The organism is Photobacterium sp. S4TG1 (assembly GCF_036040035.1).
Lineage (GTDB): Bacteria > Pseudomonadota > Gammaproteobacteria > Enterobacterales > Vibrionaceae > Photobacterium.
Map to the genome: position 1 here is coordinate 246,793 of NZ_JAYXUH010000005.1, position 16,060 is coordinate 262,852.

Here is a 16,060-nt window from a genome sequence, read left to right on the forward strand (position 1 = left end):
GGTAAAGATCTAAAATAGGGAAATAGATAGAAAAGCGCCTGAAAATAAGCGTTAAAATTTTAATATTGTGGGTAATGTGATGCTTTTATTTAAATATTTAAACAGTTACAACGTCACTAGTTGTTGTTACTTATAAAAAAAGAGAGCATTCTCGCTCTCTTTTTATGTAGTATTTCGTGAATGTTAGTGGATTAACTGCCGCCAAGTTCCTTTATGCTGTTTAAGTAAAACGCTATGAATAATTAAAGAAATAATAATGATAACGCCATAAACTAGTCGAGTCCAAAATCCTGCGAGGCCAGCGCTAATAATTCCAGCCTCTAAGATACCAATAATACAAGCGCCAAAAAATGTTCCTAAAAGTGTCCCTCGTCCACCAAGTACTGATGTGCCGCCAATAAAAACAGAGGCAAAGACCAAAAGCATATAACCTTGACCTTGATTTGGCCACCAACTACTCATCTCAAGACTAATAAATACGCCAACAATTGCCGACATTAATCCCATTAAAACAAATAATAATAAACGGGTACGAGCGACTGAAACTCCCATCATTTCTGCTGCTTTTGGATTATCTCCAATGAAATTAATATTATCGCCAATCACATGTCGTGATAGAAGTAACCATAAACCCGCCAGAATAACTAAACACCATACTGTTTGTGCCGGAATGACATCAGCTATTCGACCAACCATCATTGTATGAAACCAGCTGTCACGAATTTCAGGTAAACTTAATGCTAATCCATCAGCCGCAACGGTGGTTAATCCACCAATAAAGAATTGGCTTCCAATTGTTGCGATAATTGATGGAATATTAAAGCAAACCACTAATAATCCGTTTAATATTCCACAAAGAATACCAACAAGTGCTGCAGCAACGAAGGCAATTAAAGGTGATTGCGTTGTTTGAAATGTAACTGAAAATACATAACCACCAAGCGCAATTACAGAAGGAAAACTCATGTCAATTTCGCGCGCAATAACCAATAGTGTTAAGCAAAAAGCTAACATTGCGGTGAAAGGGATAGTCGACATAAAAGAAGTGTAAATACGAATATGAGTAAATGTTTGCGGGCTATAAATTGTAAAGAGTAACCATAAGCTGACTAACATTATACTCGTAATTATCGGGGCTCGATGACGCACAAAAAAAGAATTCATACGGCACCTCGACCAACAGCAGCAAGAAGGGCTTGTTGTAATGAATGTTGATCCATTTCTGCTTTACTATATTCAGCCACAATAGTGCCACGGTCCATAACCACAAAACGATCTGCAACCCGATAAGCATCTATTATATTGTGAGTAATGAGTAAACATGCACGCTGTTGTACTTTTAATGTTTCAATAAAATGTAATACTTTTTCAACTTCACCAAGTGATAAAGCCGTTGTTGGTTCATCCAGAATGACTAAGTTCGCATCAAATAGCATTGCTCGACCAATCGCCAAACCTTGTCGTTCTCCACCAGATAATTGTGAAATACAACTATCAATGTTGGCACCTATACCTCGAAAATCGAGTTTTTTAAGTAAAGCCTGTGCTTGTTGCCGCTCTTGTTTTTGATCTATAAATCCTAATCGTGTTCGAATATGACGACCTAAAAACAAATTTCGCCATACCGATTGTTGCTCACCTAACGAACCTGATTGGTAAACTGTTTCAACACCTAACTTACGTGCAGTCTTTACACTATAAGCTTTATTATCAATAGGTTGCCCTTCGATTAAAAGAGAACCTGAATCAAAGGGTATCGCGCCAGATATCAGTTTTATAAGGCTAGATTTACCGGCACCATTGTCACCAAGTAAGGCGATAATCTCACCTTTATCTATACTTAAATTTATATTTCGTAGCGCATGAATCGGTCCAAACCATTTATTAATATTAGTCAGTACTAATGCTTTGGTACACATTAACGAATACCTTTAGCTGCTAATGGTGCAATAAAATCAATATTTTTAAGATCAACAAATCCTGCACCCGTATTAATATTTAGACCAGAAAACCCATAACGTTTACTCAAGACCGTTTGAACAACAGATAAATATCCCATTAAATAAGGCTGACTATCGGCAACAAGCTGAACATAATTGCTACGAATCGAATCGGCGGTTGCTGGTGATAAGCTAAAACCAGCCACAAATATTTCTTTCGGTTTTACGCCTGCATTGCGTAAAAAATTGCCCATTTGTGAGGTTAACGAACCATGATCAACTAAGATTAATTTAGTATTTATATGACTAGCAAGGTAGGAGGTAATTGCCGCAGTACCTAATGATGGATCTTTATCTGTCTCTGGAGAGATCTGAATAAAATCAACAACTAAACCAGCTTGCTCAAGCGTTTTAATCATTCCTCTCGTTGATTTACTACGCTCTGCAATATCTTTTATTCCCCAAACTAAAGCATGATCTCCAGCTTTAAATTTACCCCTGCGTAATGCTTCTGCGGCCAATTTTATACCGCGTTTTGAATTATTTACGCCAACATAACCAAAACCTTTATTTTGCATTGCATTCATACTCGCAGGAAGGGCGGTATCAATAGCAGTAACATTAATATTTTTATCTTCAGCTTCCATTATTAACGGTTGATAAGCGCTATCACCAGGGTGACCCATAATAATAATACCAGAGGGTTTAGCTGCTACGGCTTGCTTGAAATTTTCAATCATTTTTTGTGGTTGCCAATCAGAATAAACAACGCGTAGATCTGCACCAAGATCTTCTGCTGCTTGCTTCGCTCCATTTTGAACTACAGTGGCATAAGGACCGCCAACTGGACCACCAACATCAATCCAGATTGACATATTTTCACCGGAAGGTATTGCATGTGCACTGGCAGAGATTAATGCTAGACTCGCTAGCACTATTGTTGAGAATTTCTTTGATAAATGTTCCATTTTATATACCAGCAAATTGAATTCTATAGATATTTAGTGAAGTATTTTATCGTTATTTGTTAAAAATGCTAACTATTAATAATATCTATTCTGCCAATGAATACTTTTCATTTATGGCGTCAATAAATGACTGGATATATTGATATACGAATATCAAGAAAGAAAAAAGATTCTGAAAAGTTAATTACACTATAAAACGAATAATATAGCTATATTATGCTTGTATGAAATCAATACGATATCCACAAATGCAAATAATAATATACTTACCTTCAAGATATTCAGACTTTCCACACTTTGGGCATACGAAATTTTTTATAGAAGTAATCATAAATACACCATATTTTTTAACATATGATTAATATATAGAGGATTAAGTTATGGAGTCAGATTCGTTTCGATAACATGCGATAAAACCCACAAAATAAAAATGAATTGTGGAATATTTTACTTAATAATTGCTAATACATCCAAAAGCTATTGTTAATTTGCATATTATTTATAAAAAAAACTCTCACTAAAAAGAATGAGAGTCTTCTATACAATAAATTTTACTAACAATTACTTATCAGTTTCAAAGCCAAAGGTTTTGTTTTGAATGTATACCATGTCACAATCCGTCGTATATACCACACTATGGATACGGTTTGCTTTGATATAACCTGTTTGGCCTGCTTTTAAAATCATAGGTTCGCCATCATTAACCAATTCACCATCAACACGAAGATGGAATTGAATAGCGATTTCACCAGTTACAATAATAGACATATCATCATGTGGGTGATGATGCGCATCTTCTACAGTACCAGCTTCCCAACGTTCAAGTAATGCTGTTACACAATTGGTATTGCTTTCATCAGTGTCTCGAAAACTAAAACCTGGAAATTCAGGATCAGCTGTAAAATCAGACCAGATGTCTTTTGAGATAAATGTATTCATAATAACGGTTACCAATTAATAACAATATACTTATTATAAACACTTATTGGTAACGTCATCAGTCTCAATTTAGCAAGCTCAATGTGCAATTATAACGGGTCACATATCGTAATTTGATTGTTCGAGCCAATCATCAGCTTCGTTGAACATCACTTCAAGTTCTAATTCGACTTGTTGTTTATCTTCTTTTAAGCCACCCAATACGCTTATTTCATTACTTCCACCTAAACGTACACGCACTAATGCATCTGGCCATGAGACTGCCATGCGTCGAGTAAACTCTGACTCAACCTGACTAAAAGTAGCTTCAGGTACATTATTTTTGTTAAGCATTAATTCAATACGCATATAAGTCCGTCTATTATACTGGATAAAATAACACTGATTATAAATACAGTATCAATATCTGAACAATTCAATTTATTTATGGTCTTGATTGGTAGGGTTTATTAATCGTCGATGGTTCTTTATTAATTATTTATAGATACAAATATCAATAAAAAACAAAAAGAGTCACAAATAAGCTTAATTAAGAGTAAATTGACACTTAAAGGTGAAAATCATTCAATCAAAACTCGTATAGTAGTGCCATCGACAATAAATAGAGCATATAATCATGTCAACATTTACACTAACAAGTAACAACATCGCTGAAGGCCAACATCATGACAAGCGTTTTTCATTTAATAGTTTTGGTAATGATGGCGATAATATTTCACCGCAACTTGCTTGGGAAAATGCCCCCCAAGGTACAAAAAGTTTTGCAGTAACATGTTTTGACCCAGATGCACCGACTGATTGTGGTTTTTGGCATTGGCAAGTAATTAACATTCCAGCATCAACACATGAATTAGTTGAAGGTGCGTCTTCAGATCTTGCTGCTGGTTTAGAAATGCGTAATGACTATGGCTTTAATGGTTACGGCGGCGCATGTCCTCCTGAAGGTCACGGTATTCACCGTTATGTATTTACAGTATGGGCATTGCCTTGTGAGAAATTAGAAGTACCAGATGATGCATCATGCGCTTTAGTAAGTTTCATGCTTAATGGAACAGCATTAGCTAAATCAACTATTACAGCACATTACCAACGCTAATAATGGTGTTAAAAAGCAAGACCTCATAATTATTATAATAATATGAGGTTTTCTTTTTAGTTACATATTAATAGTGTTCATGCATACAAATATAGGGGAATAGCATGCCTGCGGTTGTTCAGTTCATTCATTATAATAGCCAAAAGTCACAGTCTTTACGGAATGTGCCATTTATTTACCCATCATTAGTATGGGTAAAAGTCGGTGTAAAAAAACTGCAATGGCAAAATTCATGGGTAAATATAGACAGTAAGCATTGGTTGCTGGCAACAGGTCATTCGCAACATACATTTATTAATGAACCGTATCAAGCCGCATTTTCGTCGTTACAATTATGTTTTTTAACGCGACCTAATACTGAACTTATTCAGCGTTCTCGCCAACATCCTCACCATAATATTGCACCTAATTATCAATTTGATGAACAAGGTGAATATCTATTATTAAATTTGGTTAATATGCCAAACTCGTTACCGCGTAACGTACAGCAATGTTTAGTTAATGCTTTCTTTGAGTACTTAGCTAATATAGGCAAACTTCATCAATTGTTTAGTTATCAAGATTTATCATGGCGGGATAAATTGGTTGAGCTATTTAGACAACAACCAAGTGAACACCATAGTATCGAGTCAGCCTGCCAGCATCTAGGATTGAGTAAATCGACATTAATTCGACGTTTACGTGAAGAATCCACTCAGTTTAGAGAGGTGTTAGCAGAATTAAGAATGGGGTATGCGCTAACATTATTGCAACAGCAGCATTATACACAACTTGATTTGGCACAACTGTGCGGCTATCAGTCAGAAACACGTTTTGCGCAGCGGTTTAAAAAACAATTTGGTTTATCACTAAAAGAATATCAACAAACAATGGCTTAATAAAATTAACAGTAAGTAGTCATGACCCCATAAGCTAATTGATAAGAATACAGTTATCATTTATTCTTTTTATCATAATATATTGTAATGATCTTATGCGAGTCACACATGATAAATCCGCAATGGCTAATAACCTTTAAGACACTAGTAGAAACTGGACATTTTACGCAAACCGCCGATCTGTTACATATGACCCAACCAGGCGTTAGCCAGCATATCAAAAAATTAGAACACGCTTGTGGCTACGAACTTATAACACGTTATAACAAACAATTTGAAATTACCGAGCAAGGACAGCGAGTCTACCAATTTGCAGAGCTGCAAACACGCCAATATCAAACACTAATGAGTGATCTACAAACAGATAGTCCTTATGAAGGTACCTGTAAGCTCGCTTGTTCTGGTTCATTTGCGTTATCGTTATATCCCCAGTTATTACGTTTACAACAACACTATCCCAAACTACATTTTCATCTAGAAGCGGCACCTAATCATAAAATCTTAGATAATATTGAAAACAATACTATCGATATGGGAATTGTTACTCAACAACCGCTTAGTGATCTTTTTAAAACCACTATAATAGGGCAAGAGCCTTTATGTTTGGTGTTACCATTACAATTTAAAGATCAAGATCTTACGAATGAGTTATTAATAACCTGCGGCCTCATTGATCACCCTGATGCACACTATTATTTATCAAAATACATTCAAAATTGCGGCTTAGATCATTTAGCTACCGTTAAGTTTGAACGGTTACCGATCACTAGTTATATCAATCAACTTAATCAAATTTTAGTTGCCGTCGCAGAAGGGATTGGGTTTACCGTGTTACCACAAAGTGCTATTAACCATTTTATGGATCAGCATAAATTATATGTTGTATCACCACCCAAGTTAGTCACCGAACAACTTTTTATTATTCAAAAACAGCACCGTCAATTACCGATTCGTTATCAAACCGTGACTTCCTTACTGGCATCTTTGTGTTAAAAAACAGCTCAATTGGTGATTAAACAAGCAATAATGTATTTGTTTTATTACATAATTTGATCTTCTCTATAAAATAAACATTAAATAGATAATGAAAAAGCACTCAAGTTTTACTGAAAGGGATCGCCCATGAAAAAGTCAACGAAATCTGCATTGGTAGTACTTGGTGGAATCGTAATCTGTAGCCTTGTGTTTACCATGATCAAAAGTGAGCAGACCAAAAATAACAACAAAGCAGTTCAACAAACCACACCTGCAACGCTAACAAAAGATAAACCTTATAAATGCAGTGATTTTGATCCTAAAACAGGAGGATTAAAAGGTTGGACAGCAAATATGGGAATAGGGCCCACAATTCCTGAACATTTACTTCCAAAAGATTGCCCAGCACTTCAGCAATAGACCAGTAATACAAAGCCCTCAATCGCGAGGGCTATGTTTGGTTTTTTAAGTACAATTAATTAACCACATAATTTATAGATTACGAACGGACATCAATCGTAATCACTTTACTTTTCGAGCCTTCTTTTTCCCAAGCTCGACCGTAGTTAAGTTTTAACTCACCAACACCCTTTGTTACCGCTTTAAAAGTGTAAGTTCTTAAACCACTACAACCGGTCATGCCTTTCTTACACTGTTCTGAGTTACGATAATCGACACTCAATAACATTAATGAATCAGGCATAGAACGTAATGCCCATGAATATCCCGTTGAAGGGCTTGCAGGTAAACTTAACTGAAAAGTTTGATCAAGCTTAATCTTAACCGCTTGTTTATTATCCGCGGGTAAACAAGTTTGCTGTGGTTTTTTGCTAAAATCACCTGTGACTATGCTGGTAAATCCTGCATCACATGAGGGTTGTGATGTTTGCTCTGCCGCGGCAACATTAAAACTCATTACCCCTAATACAGCGACCAATCCAATATATTTCATATCCTTTGACCTTTATTTGTTTGGCTTATTAATCTTTTAAGACTAGCAATAAATCCTTACTCAGGGCTGTATCAATAAGCTACATTTGCTAATTGTGTACATTAAATAAGCACTTTTTAATATTAAGTTGCGTTTTACTGTAAAAACTCAATAATACAATTTCAAAAATTAAAAACAAAAGAGTCAATATGTCAGGCACCAACCGTTCAAATATCCATATTGGATTAGATGTACAAATTGTATTAAAACAAGATCAACGTAGTGGAAAACTAACATCTGGTACGGTAGAGAAAATCCTCACTAATTCTCCCACACACCCACATGGCATTAAAGTACGCCTAACCTCTGGTGATGTAGGGCGTGTAAAAGTGATCGTTTCTTAATAAGACTCATCTAACTATCACTTAATTTTCAAACAACTAGGCCAAAACTATAACGCTTTGGTATCTCACCGCGTCAGTCTATTGACGAATTAAACGCGCCTAATAAAAAGAGAACACCGTGAATCGAACTAATATTATTCTACTCAGTGTGGCACTATTGCCGACGCTTGCATTTGCACAATCGCCACAAGGTAACACAACTAATCAATCATTCAGCAAAGCAAAAAAAATCATGCAACAGCAGATTTATACTAACCCTGTTGATATGAAAACTATTTACTGTGGTGCTGATTTTAATAATAAAAAATACGTTACCTTACCATCAGGCTTTACGACAGACGTGTATAAAAAGCGCGTTAAACGTTGGGAGGCTGAGCATGTTGTGCCAGCGGAGAACTTTGGTCGCTCATTTTCAGAATGGCGTGAAGGCGCAAAAGTGTGTGTCGATAGCAAAGGTAAATCATTTAAAGGTCGTAAGTGTGCTGAAAAAGCAAACGCAGAATACCGTTTAATGCAATCAGACCTTTATAACCTCTATCCAGCGGTAGGTGCGGTTAACGCGGCTCGTCAAAATTACAATTACGTCATGTTGCCTAAAACAGCCAGCAAAGACTACCGATCATTTGGTAGTTGCGACATGATCATTGATAAAAAAGACCATGATGCACAGCCACCAGAACGCGCTCGTGGTGCTATCGCACGAACTTACATGTATTTTGAAGCAGTATACCCAAGCTACAAAATGAGTCGTCAACAACGTCAGCTTATGAGTGCATGGGACAAACAATACCCAGTATCAAAATGGGAATGCCAACGCGCAGCTAAAATCCAAAAGATTCAAGGTAATGTTGATCCTATCTTAGCTTCACGCTGCAAAAATATTGGTTAATATTAACGTATTCACCTTTTTCTGAATCCACGTTTAACGACGTGGATTTTTTATATTTGATTTATGACAACTCAACAATAGCGATTACAATAGAGCAATAAATTCATTGTAATAAAAAGGGATCACAATGTCTGAGTTATATTCAAAACATGCGGTTAAATATGACAGCATGATTCAAACCAATATTTACAACGCCATGTATGATTTTCCAAGTATGACGTCACTAATAGGTAACGTTACAGGGCTTGATATTGTTGATCTTGGCTGTGGCTCTGGTGTTTATGCGCAATATTTTATTGATAATAATGCCGCTAAAGTAACATGCATTGACGCATCACCAGAGATGATAGAGATAGTGCAGACTAAACTGGGCACACGGGTAGATACCCATGTCATTGATATATCACAAGGGTTATCAGTAATTGAGACGGGTAGTGCTGATCGGGTTATTAGTGCCTTGATGATACATTATCTTGCAGACCTTAATGCGTTATGTACAGATGTTAGCCGCATTCTAAAGCAGGGTGGAGAATTTGTATTTTCAACTCACCATCCCTTTGCTGATTTTAACGATTCTGCATCTGATAATTATTTTCAACGTGAATTAATCACGGATATGTGGAATACCGTTGGCGAGCCCGTTAAAGTCCAATTTTATCGTCGCGCATTAAGTGAGATAACTACAGCACTGACAGGTAATGGCTTTGTGATCAGTGCATTAACTGAAGGCCAGGTGTTAGAGCAAGCAAAAACAATCTGCGAAAAAACATATCATTTCTTATCAACTAAGCCTAACTTTCTGTTTATCAAAGCAGTAAAAGCCTGATCAATGTAATTACGTGTATCTCGTTATGAATGCACGTAATGAGCTTTCGCTTTCCAAATCTAATGATATTCGCAGAATTTTCGACCACAGATAGCGTGGATAACAAGCGTCAGTTATCAAAAACAAACTAAACTATATTAAAATTTCATTATTTGTAGTCTTATATGCTACGCTATAAATGTAACGAGCTAGAAATACAATAGCATTTGGCATTTTGTTAGTTAAACTATTGTATTAATATATAATTTACATTGTAATTATACAGCAAATAACATCATTTATTGGAGTACCATTTATTAATGAGCAGCAATCGTAGAACCCAGAATCAATTAGCTACCCTTACAAAAAAGCTTTCTAAGTTACAAGCCATGTCTAAATCTACTAGAGATGGTGCGAGTAAAGCACGTTACACTGCCGAAATTGAAAAAATTGAGATAGAGCTTAGTAAGCTTAAAGAAACTGAAGAATAGAATCTTTCTATTCATGACGTTTGGCCTACTACTATTTCTACAATAGTAGTAGGTTAGTCAACCATTCCATTACCACTATTGTTCCTCTCGATACACTCTCACTAGCATTTTTCCATATATCCACGTCGCCTTAACCACTTATCTGATTGAACTTATTTATCCGTTGTAGCGGATATATTGTTTTTATCCCCTACGACGGATAATTCATGGATAATATCTAAGAGTTAACCGTTGGTTTGATTAACCAATACAGGATAATCAGTATAACCGTGTTCATTTCCACCAAATAGTGTCGCGCCATCCAAGTCAGCTAACGGTTGTTGGTGTTGTAACCGCGAAACAAAATCAGCATAGCCTTTATTTAGCACTTCATCAGCCCGCGTTTGAGTATAACTGCCCGCGACAATAATCGTATTGGTGAAATACTCACGCAACTCAATTCTAAAAGGCTCAGGGATCACTGGCGCATCATCCCAATCTGCTTCCGACAAATGCAAATAGCCAATATCACGGGCTTGAAGCTGTTTTGCAGCCTCTAAAATGGTCGGCACAATATCAGGGCAATTCATGTCTTTAAATGTAATGAAAGGCGCAAGTCGAACACCCACTTTATGCGCACCAGTCACATTACTTACCGTATCAACGACCTCTAATAAGAAGCGAATACGGTTATCTCTAGTGACACCGTAACTATCTGTACGATGATTAGAATTAGTACGTAAGAACTGATCGATAAGATAACCGTTACCACCGTGAATTTCGACACCATCAAAGCCTGCATCAATCGCCCGTTTCGCGGCATAAGCAAAATCAGCCACCACCCGATCAATATCTACTTGGGTCATAGCTCTTGGTTAAACACAATCGACCATATTGCCATTACCTTGTTCATCAGCGATCCACACTTTGGTTTCTACTGGTTTAAGTGCTGATGGCGCAATAGGTTTATCACCAGCAACCATCACCGCAAGGCTGCAAGCATTAGAAGATCGCTATAGGGTTAAGTTACTCAATCGCAGTACAAGGCATCTCTCTTTAACGGAATCTGGTGCAATGTATCATCAAGCCAGTTTAGACATTATCGACAGCGTTAAAGAGACAGAAAACTTACTCCAAACCGGTAGCCAAGAAGTGCGTGGAACGATAAAGATCGCTGTGCCCCGAGACATTGGCAAACAATACATATCACCAATAATTTCAGCGTTTTGCAAATTGTATCCAGACGTTGTGCCATACTTATATTTAGACGACAAACTCACCAACTTAGCGGAATCAGGCATAGATATTGTTATCCGTTATGGCGAACTAGCAGACAGTAACCTAATCTCGCGCAAACTGGCATCTAGCAGACGCGTATTGTGTGCAACCCCCCAATACTTAGCCAATAAAGGCACTCCCATCACACCGCAAGATCTCGCTGATCATCATTGTTTAGCTATGATACGCAGTAATGAAGAACTGAAAACATGGCATTTTAGCGACAATACCCAACACAACGTTATAACCGTATTACCCAAACGATTTTCAGATGATGGCGAAGTGATTCGTCAATGGGCATTAGATAGCGCAGGTATAGCGTTAAAATCAATTTTAGATATTGAGCAAGACATTAAGCAACAGCGACTGGTCACCGTACTTGATGGATATATGAAGAACTTCAATGCATCGACATCATCAGTCAGTGCAGACTTAAATGTGATTTACCAAAGCCGCCGATACCAACCCAAACGGCTACGACTGTTTATTGATTTCTTGATAGCGCGATATGCGGAAAGGTTAGGGTAGTTATTAAGGTAAGCAGAGTAATGAATGAGAATTTACAGTAGAAAAAAGTAAGAAGGTCGACTGATAATATCGACCTTATCAAACATTATTTAGTTAAATTTTGGTAATCATTTAGAGCATCATTGATAAAACGTATAGAGAAAAAAGGTCTAGATTCTTTAAGCATAATTAAACCTAAAAAAATCGATACTACACTCAACATTGTTGTTGAGATTGGAACCCCAAAAGATAACGAAAAAATTAATACAGTTATGCCCATAAGTAATATTATACACCCCAAAACAAGGTTATATAAAAGAGAGAAGTTATCAAAACGAGATAGTTTTATTCTATATGATTCATTATCTATATCTTGTAAAGAAGGGGACGATTTAGACATTATTACCAAATGTTTAAATGAAACACTTTTCTCTATTCTACTATTTAATATAAATAGAGCATTTAACATTGGAACACTCAGTTTTACACCGTGAATTAATCTGAAATGCTCAACATTTAGCTCAGATTTTAAATGTGCTTTCATTTTTGATGAAACTTCATCATCAGACAGAGCAGCCTTAATCGTCAATATTCTGTGTTTTTTAAAATCCGAGTATGATTCAAATATTCTTTTACTATTCATTAAGATAGTTATAAATATTAATATCGAAATAGTGCCATATTGATGTTTTTCAAACAACTCAACCCATTCAACAACTGACAGCATGGTAATGAAAGCCTTAATACATTTATAAATAAAATCATTATAAATACAACACTATGCATAACAAAGCTTAATGTAATTCTTTCTCTATAAGTAATGCCTATTCTTAACTAGATGACAAAATTTCTAACTAGACAGTACGTTATTACATCTTTACGAATCTAAAATATTAACCTATCCCGCGAGTTAGATTGTTCAACCGCTCGACACTTAGGGAACGTAGAGCAGCCCCAAAACTGTTTGCCTTTATTCTCACCACGCTTTGTTTCACGCATTAACATTGCAGAGCCACAGCGAGGGCACTGTTTTATAGACTCTTTCTCAGCAACTATTTTTCGTACATGCTGACGGTGCTTTAAATTGATTGTTATTCCACGTTTAAATTTAATCTGATTCAAAGATTCTATTAATCGCAAATATTCATCATAAGAAAACACTACCTCATCAAACTGTTCAATATAACGTATACAGCCACGAGCATAAGTCACGTTAGGTGGCATCTCAGTTTTGAAAGTGCTATCACCAATAAAAACAATCACGGAATGCAATTGCTCATTACTACAACCAAGCAAAGATTCTAGTGTTTTAACGTGTTTATAATTTTGATGGAGCGGATTTTGAAACTTAGAGGAATGTCGATAAATTTTTTGTGTCCATTGCTTTTGCCGAGCAGAGCCAAAAATCCAACCTTTCATATTTTTTGTTTCAACGACAAAGATGCCAAACTTAGACACAACAACATGATCAATTTGAGTCGTACCATCATCGGTCGGCAAGGTAACATCTTTGATGAGTGTATAATCCGATTTTGGAAGCTTGAGTAAAAGGCGGTTTACAACAAACTCACCAAAAATACCTTTAAACCAACGGTTTTTGAAGATATTAACCAAGATAACTAATGGTATTAGATACCAAACCTGTTCAAGCACCTCAAATAATAGCTTCGATATATCCACTTTGATTTCCTATTCACGAGCAATTTAATGGTTGGCTAAAAGCCTAATTGTATTATGCTAAAAATTAAGCATAAAAAAGCTTTTTCGCGAGCTATCTCTATAAATGAATATATTTGATAGTTATCGAGCAGTTAACTGTTGCTACAACAAACAACCCATGCTGCGCATTTATATAGCGCCACAGTGACACTGTAACTAATTAACCATCAGCATCGGGGAGATATTAATACACGCAAAATATACAATAATGAGCTTAACAAGTTACAACTAACGTACTCAGGGTTGCCGACTTACTATTGGTTTAAAGACACCGAGAAAAACAATTTTAGCGGTGATGGTGTCGGCAATGCATGGTCATTAATTTTAAAAGACATACCGCCTACAATGTTTGATGGTTTAGAGAAGAGCACTGCTAAGTCTAAATAACTAGAACCAATCTAATACCGTCCACTGTGGCGGTATTTTTGTATTTGGTGAGAGGCTTAAAGAGTAGGGAAGTTAGGCGTTTAATGAAAATGTGTGCTTGCCGAGATTTATCCGTTATAGCGGATAATTTGCAAATATCCTCTGTAACGGATAATATTTAAATATCCCTTACAGAGGATAATTTAAATGTGGTGATAAAATGCAAATAACATCGGCAAAAATGCTAGCAAATGCAGTAAGAGACCAACGCAAAGCACAAAAAATAACGCAAAGTGATACCGCTAAATTAGTTGGCATAAAACAAACGACCGTATCAGCATTTGAGAATATGCCAGAAGGCACTAAGGTTGAGACGCTATTTAAATTATTGGCAGCATTAGATCTAGAATTGCATGTTCAGCCTCGTAATAGTAATACAGAAACACAGAACAGCAATCAACAATGGAATGAGGAATGGTAACGATGGAAAAGTTATCCGTGGCAATGAATGGGATTTTAGTTGGCACATTATCAAAAACATCATCAGGTGCCATATCCTTTCAGTACCATTCAACATGGCTTGCTCGTGCTGGATCGCGTGCGATTTCACTTTCGATGCCATTACGTCAGGATCCTTATCATGGCGACATTCCCTATAACTTTTTTGATAATTTATTACCTGATAACGAAGAAATCCGCAGTCGTATTCAATCTCGTTTTAAAGCCATCACCAAGCGTCCCTTTGATCTCCTTAGTAAAATTGGAGGAGATTGTGTTGGCGCAATTCAGCTATATTCACCCGATGTAATTTTAGAAGATGTGCGGCAAGTACATGCAGAGCCATTAACTGATACTCGTTTGGCACAAGTATTACGAGGATATCAAAGTGATGCACCATTAGGTATGTTAGAGGATATGGATGATTTTCGAATCTCCATCGCAGGTGCGCAAGAGAAGACAGGCTTATTGTGGTATAAAAATCAATGGCATTTACCACAAGGATCGACACCAACAAGCCATATACTTAAACTGCCAATAGGGATCTTGCCACATAAAAATATTGATTTAAGCGATAGCTGTGAAAACGAATGGCTATGTTTAAAAATTGCAGCCGCTTATGGTTTTAGTGTTAATGAAGCTAACATTGTTTATGTAGAGAACATTAAAGCACTAGCACTCAAACGTTTTGATCGCCGCTGGTCGCAAGATGGCAGTTGGCTAATGCGATTGCCACAAGAAGACATGTGCCAAGCATTAGGTGTTGCGCCAGCATTAAAGTATGAATCTGATGGTGGTCCAGGTATCTCTAACATCATGCAGTTTTTGCTAGGTTCTCGAACGTCAAGCCATGATCGCGAGGTGTTTTTTAAAGCCCAAGTTCTGTTTTGGCTCTTAGCTGCCATTGATGGACATGGAAAAAACTTCAGCTTATTTCTAGAACCTGAAAGCCGTTACAGCATGACGCCATTATATGACATTATTTCTGCTTATCCTTTAATGGATTCAAAAAGCATTCCGAAACAAAAAGCAAAAATGGCGATGGCACTCATTGGCACTCATTGGCACTAAAAAGTATTACAAATGGCAAACTATTCAACCACGGCACTTTTTAAGTACAGCGAAAGCTATTGGGTTTTCAGAGCAACGCGCTAGTGAATTAATGGCTGAAATGAAAAGCCAAACACAAACCGTCATCAACACAGTTCGTCAGCAATTACCGAATGACTTTCCTGATTATATTAGCGAATCGATATTTAATGGAGTGTTAAAGCAAGCCGAACGTTTGCCTGAATAATGAAACTGATTTATTAATTCGTAATACCAATCATAAATTGATCAGCTAGACATTTTAGTTTTGCAAAAAAGAGACACTTTACCTTGGGGGCTACAACCTC

Annotated in this window: 21 protein-coding genes and 1 pseudogene; 13 read left to right on the forward strand and 9 right to left on the reverse strand. The window is 36.6% G+C overall.

What is annotated here, in order from left to right; translation table 11 throughout:
- Positions 1 to 183: 183 nt before the first annotated feature.
- The 5 genes from VXS03_RS09330 to VXS03_RS09350 all read right to left on the reverse strand — a co-directional run bounded on the left by VXS03_RS09330 (position 184) and on the right by VXS03_RS09350 (position 4,195).
- Positions 184 to 1,116, reverse strand: a complete 933-nt coding sequence (locus VXS03_RS09330; RefSeq protein WP_327763398.1) for an ABC transporter permease — start codon at positions 1,114 to 1,116, stop codon at positions 184 to 186.
- Between the two features lie 44 nt (positions 1,117 to 1,160).
- A complete protein-coding gene (locus tag VXS03_RS09335) occupies positions 1,161 to 1,919 on the reverse strand; it encodes an ATP-binding cassette domain-containing protein (protein ID WP_327763400.1) in 759 nt (252 codons plus the stop codon).
- The gene (locus VXS03_RS09340; RefSeq protein ID WP_327763401.1) at positions 1,919 to 2,908 is read right to left on the reverse strand and encodes a sugar ABC transporter substrate-binding protein; all 990 of its coding nucleotides are present in this window, start codon (positions 2,906 to 2,908) and stop codon (positions 1,919 to 1,921) included. Before VXS03_RS09340 ends, VXS03_RS09335 begins: the two co-directional genes overlap by 1 nt.
- A gap of 561 nt (positions 2,909 to 3,469) precedes the next feature.
- On the reverse strand, positions 3,470 to 3,847 hold the full coding sequence (locus VXS03_RS09345) for a cupin domain-containing protein (RefSeq protein WP_327763403.1): 378 nt from the start codon (positions 3,845 to 3,847) through the stop codon (positions 3,470 to 3,472).
- Between the two features lie 99 nt (positions 3,848 to 3,946).
- Positions 3,947 to 4,195, reverse strand: coding sequence for a DinI-like family protein (locus VXS03_RS09350; protein ID WP_327763404.1), 249 nt, complete (start codon positions 4,193 to 4,195; stop codon positions 3,947 to 3,949).
- Positions 4,196 to 4,463: 268 nt separating this feature from the next.
- On the opposite strand from VXS03_RS09350, the gene VXS03_RS09355 reads away from it, so the two are divergent.
- The 4 genes from VXS03_RS09355 (at position 4,464) to VXS03_RS09370 (ending at position 7,216) form a co-directional block, all read left to right on the forward strand.
- On the forward strand, positions 4,464 to 4,943 hold the full coding sequence (locus VXS03_RS09355; protein WP_327763405.1) for a YbhB/YbcL family Raf kinase inhibitor-like protein: 480 nt from the start codon (positions 4,464 to 4,466) through the stop codon (positions 4,941 to 4,943).
- Positions 4,944 to 5,047: 104 nt separating this feature from the next.
- Entirely contained in the window at positions 5,048 to 5,821 is a 774-nt protein-coding gene (locus tag VXS03_RS09360) for a helix-turn-helix transcriptional regulator (RefSeq protein ID WP_327763406.1), read from the forward strand.
- A 108-nt stretch (positions 5,822 to 5,929) separates the two neighbouring features.
- The gene (locus VXS03_RS09365; protein WP_327763407.1) at positions 5,930 to 6,814 is read left to right on the forward strand and encodes a LysR family transcriptional regulator; all 885 of its coding nucleotides are present in this window, start codon (positions 5,930 to 5,932) and stop codon (positions 6,812 to 6,814) included.
- A 129-nt stretch (positions 6,815 to 6,943) separates the two neighbouring features.
- Positions 6,944 to 7,216, forward strand: a complete 273-nt coding sequence (locus tag VXS03_RS09370; protein WP_327763408.1) for a hypothetical protein — start codon at positions 6,944 to 6,946, stop codon at positions 7,214 to 7,216.
- A gap of 79 nt (positions 7,217 to 7,295) precedes the next feature.
- Here VXS03_RS09370 and VXS03_RS09375 read toward each other — a convergent pair whose 3' ends face one another.
- Positions 7,296 to 7,748, reverse strand: coding sequence for a protease inhibitor I42 family protein (locus VXS03_RS09375; protein WP_327763409.1), 453 nt, complete (start codon positions 7,746 to 7,748; stop codon positions 7,296 to 7,298).
- Between the two features lie 188 nt (positions 7,749 to 7,936).
- Here VXS03_RS09375 and VXS03_RS09380 point away from each other — a divergent pair, with 188 nt between their 5' ends.
- From VXS03_RS09380 to VXS03_RS09395, 4 genes are all read left to right on the forward strand, one after another.
- Positions 7,937 to 8,131 (forward strand): YwbE family protein, encoded by a 195-nt coding sequence (locus tag VXS03_RS09380; protein WP_327763411.1) that lies wholly within the window; start codon positions 7,937 to 7,939, stop codon positions 8,129 to 8,131.
- Between the two features lie 118 nt (positions 8,132 to 8,249).
- Complete coding sequence (locus tag VXS03_RS09385) at positions 8,250 to 9,020, forward strand: endonuclease (protein ID WP_442957435.1); 771 nt, start codon at positions 8,250 to 8,252, stop codon at positions 9,018 to 9,020.
- A 127-nt stretch (positions 9,021 to 9,147) separates the two neighbouring features.
- Positions 9,148 to 9,846 (forward strand): class I SAM-dependent methyltransferase, encoded by a 699-nt coding sequence (locus tag VXS03_RS09390; protein WP_327763413.1) that lies wholly within the window; start codon positions 9,148 to 9,150, stop codon positions 9,844 to 9,846.
- 299 nt (positions 9,847 to 10,145) lie between these two features.
- Positions 10,146 to 10,316, forward strand: a complete 171-nt coding sequence (locus tag VXS03_RS09395; RefSeq protein WP_158258910.1) for a hypothetical protein — start codon at positions 10,146 to 10,148, stop codon at positions 10,314 to 10,316.
- 224 nt (positions 10,317 to 10,540) lie between these two features.
- On the opposite strand, the pseudogene VXS03_RS09400 reads toward VXS03_RS09395, so the two are convergent.
- A pseudogene (locus tag VXS03_RS09400) lies at positions 10,541 to 11,269 on the reverse strand (oxidoreductase); the annotation flags it as partial.
- On the opposite strand from VXS03_RS09400, the gene VXS03_RS09405 reads away from it, so the two are divergent.
- Entirely contained in the window at positions 11,190 to 12,101 is a 912-nt protein-coding gene (locus VXS03_RS09405; RefSeq protein ID WP_327763415.1) for a LysR family transcriptional regulator, read from the forward strand. The pseudogene VXS03_RS09400 and the gene VXS03_RS09405 sit on opposite strands and share 80 nt — an antisense overlap.
- An 85-nt stretch (positions 12,102 to 12,186) precedes the next feature.
- On the opposite strand, the gene VXS03_RS09410 is transcribed toward VXS03_RS09405, so the two are convergent.
- On the reverse strand, positions 12,187 to 12,807 hold the full coding sequence (locus VXS03_RS09410; protein WP_327763416.1) for a hypothetical protein: 621 nt from the start codon (positions 12,805 to 12,807) through the stop codon (positions 12,187 to 12,189).
- 158 nt (positions 12,808 to 12,965) lie between these two features.
- Positions 12,966 to 13,760: a nuclease-related domain-containing protein gene (locus VXS03_RS09415; RefSeq protein WP_327763418.1), complete on the reverse strand. Its 795-nt coding sequence runs from the start codon at positions 13,758 to 13,760 to the stop codon at positions 12,966 to 12,968.
- 237 nt (positions 13,761 to 13,997) lie between these two features.
- Here VXS03_RS09415 and VXS03_RS20285 point away from each other — a divergent pair, with 237 nt between their 5' ends.
- From VXS03_RS20285 to VXS03_RS09430, 4 genes are all read left to right on the forward strand, one after another.
- A complete protein-coding gene (locus VXS03_RS20285; RefSeq protein ID WP_442957437.1) occupies positions 13,998 to 14,186 on the forward strand; it encodes a hypothetical protein in 189 nt (62 codons plus the stop codon).
- A 199-nt stretch (positions 14,187 to 14,385) separates the two neighbouring features.
- The gene (locus VXS03_RS09420) at positions 14,386 to 14,646 is read left to right on the forward strand and encodes a helix-turn-helix domain-containing protein (RefSeq protein ID WP_297480532.1); all 261 of its coding nucleotides are present in this window, start codon (positions 14,386 to 14,388) and stop codon (positions 14,644 to 14,646) included.
- A 2-nt stretch (positions 14,647 to 14,648) separates the two neighbouring features.
- On the forward strand, positions 14,649 to 15,734 hold the full coding sequence (locus VXS03_RS09425) for a type II toxin-antitoxin system HipA family toxin (protein ID WP_327763419.1): 1,086 nt from the start codon (positions 14,649 to 14,651) through the stop codon (positions 15,732 to 15,734).
- The gene (locus tag VXS03_RS09430; RefSeq protein WP_327763420.1) at positions 15,715 to 15,960 is read left to right on the forward strand and encodes a hypothetical protein; all 246 of its coding nucleotides are present in this window, start codon (positions 15,715 to 15,717) and stop codon (positions 15,958 to 15,960) included. Before VXS03_RS09425 ends, VXS03_RS09430 begins: the two co-directional genes overlap by 20 nt.
- Positions 15,961 to 16,060 lie beyond the last annotated feature (100 nt).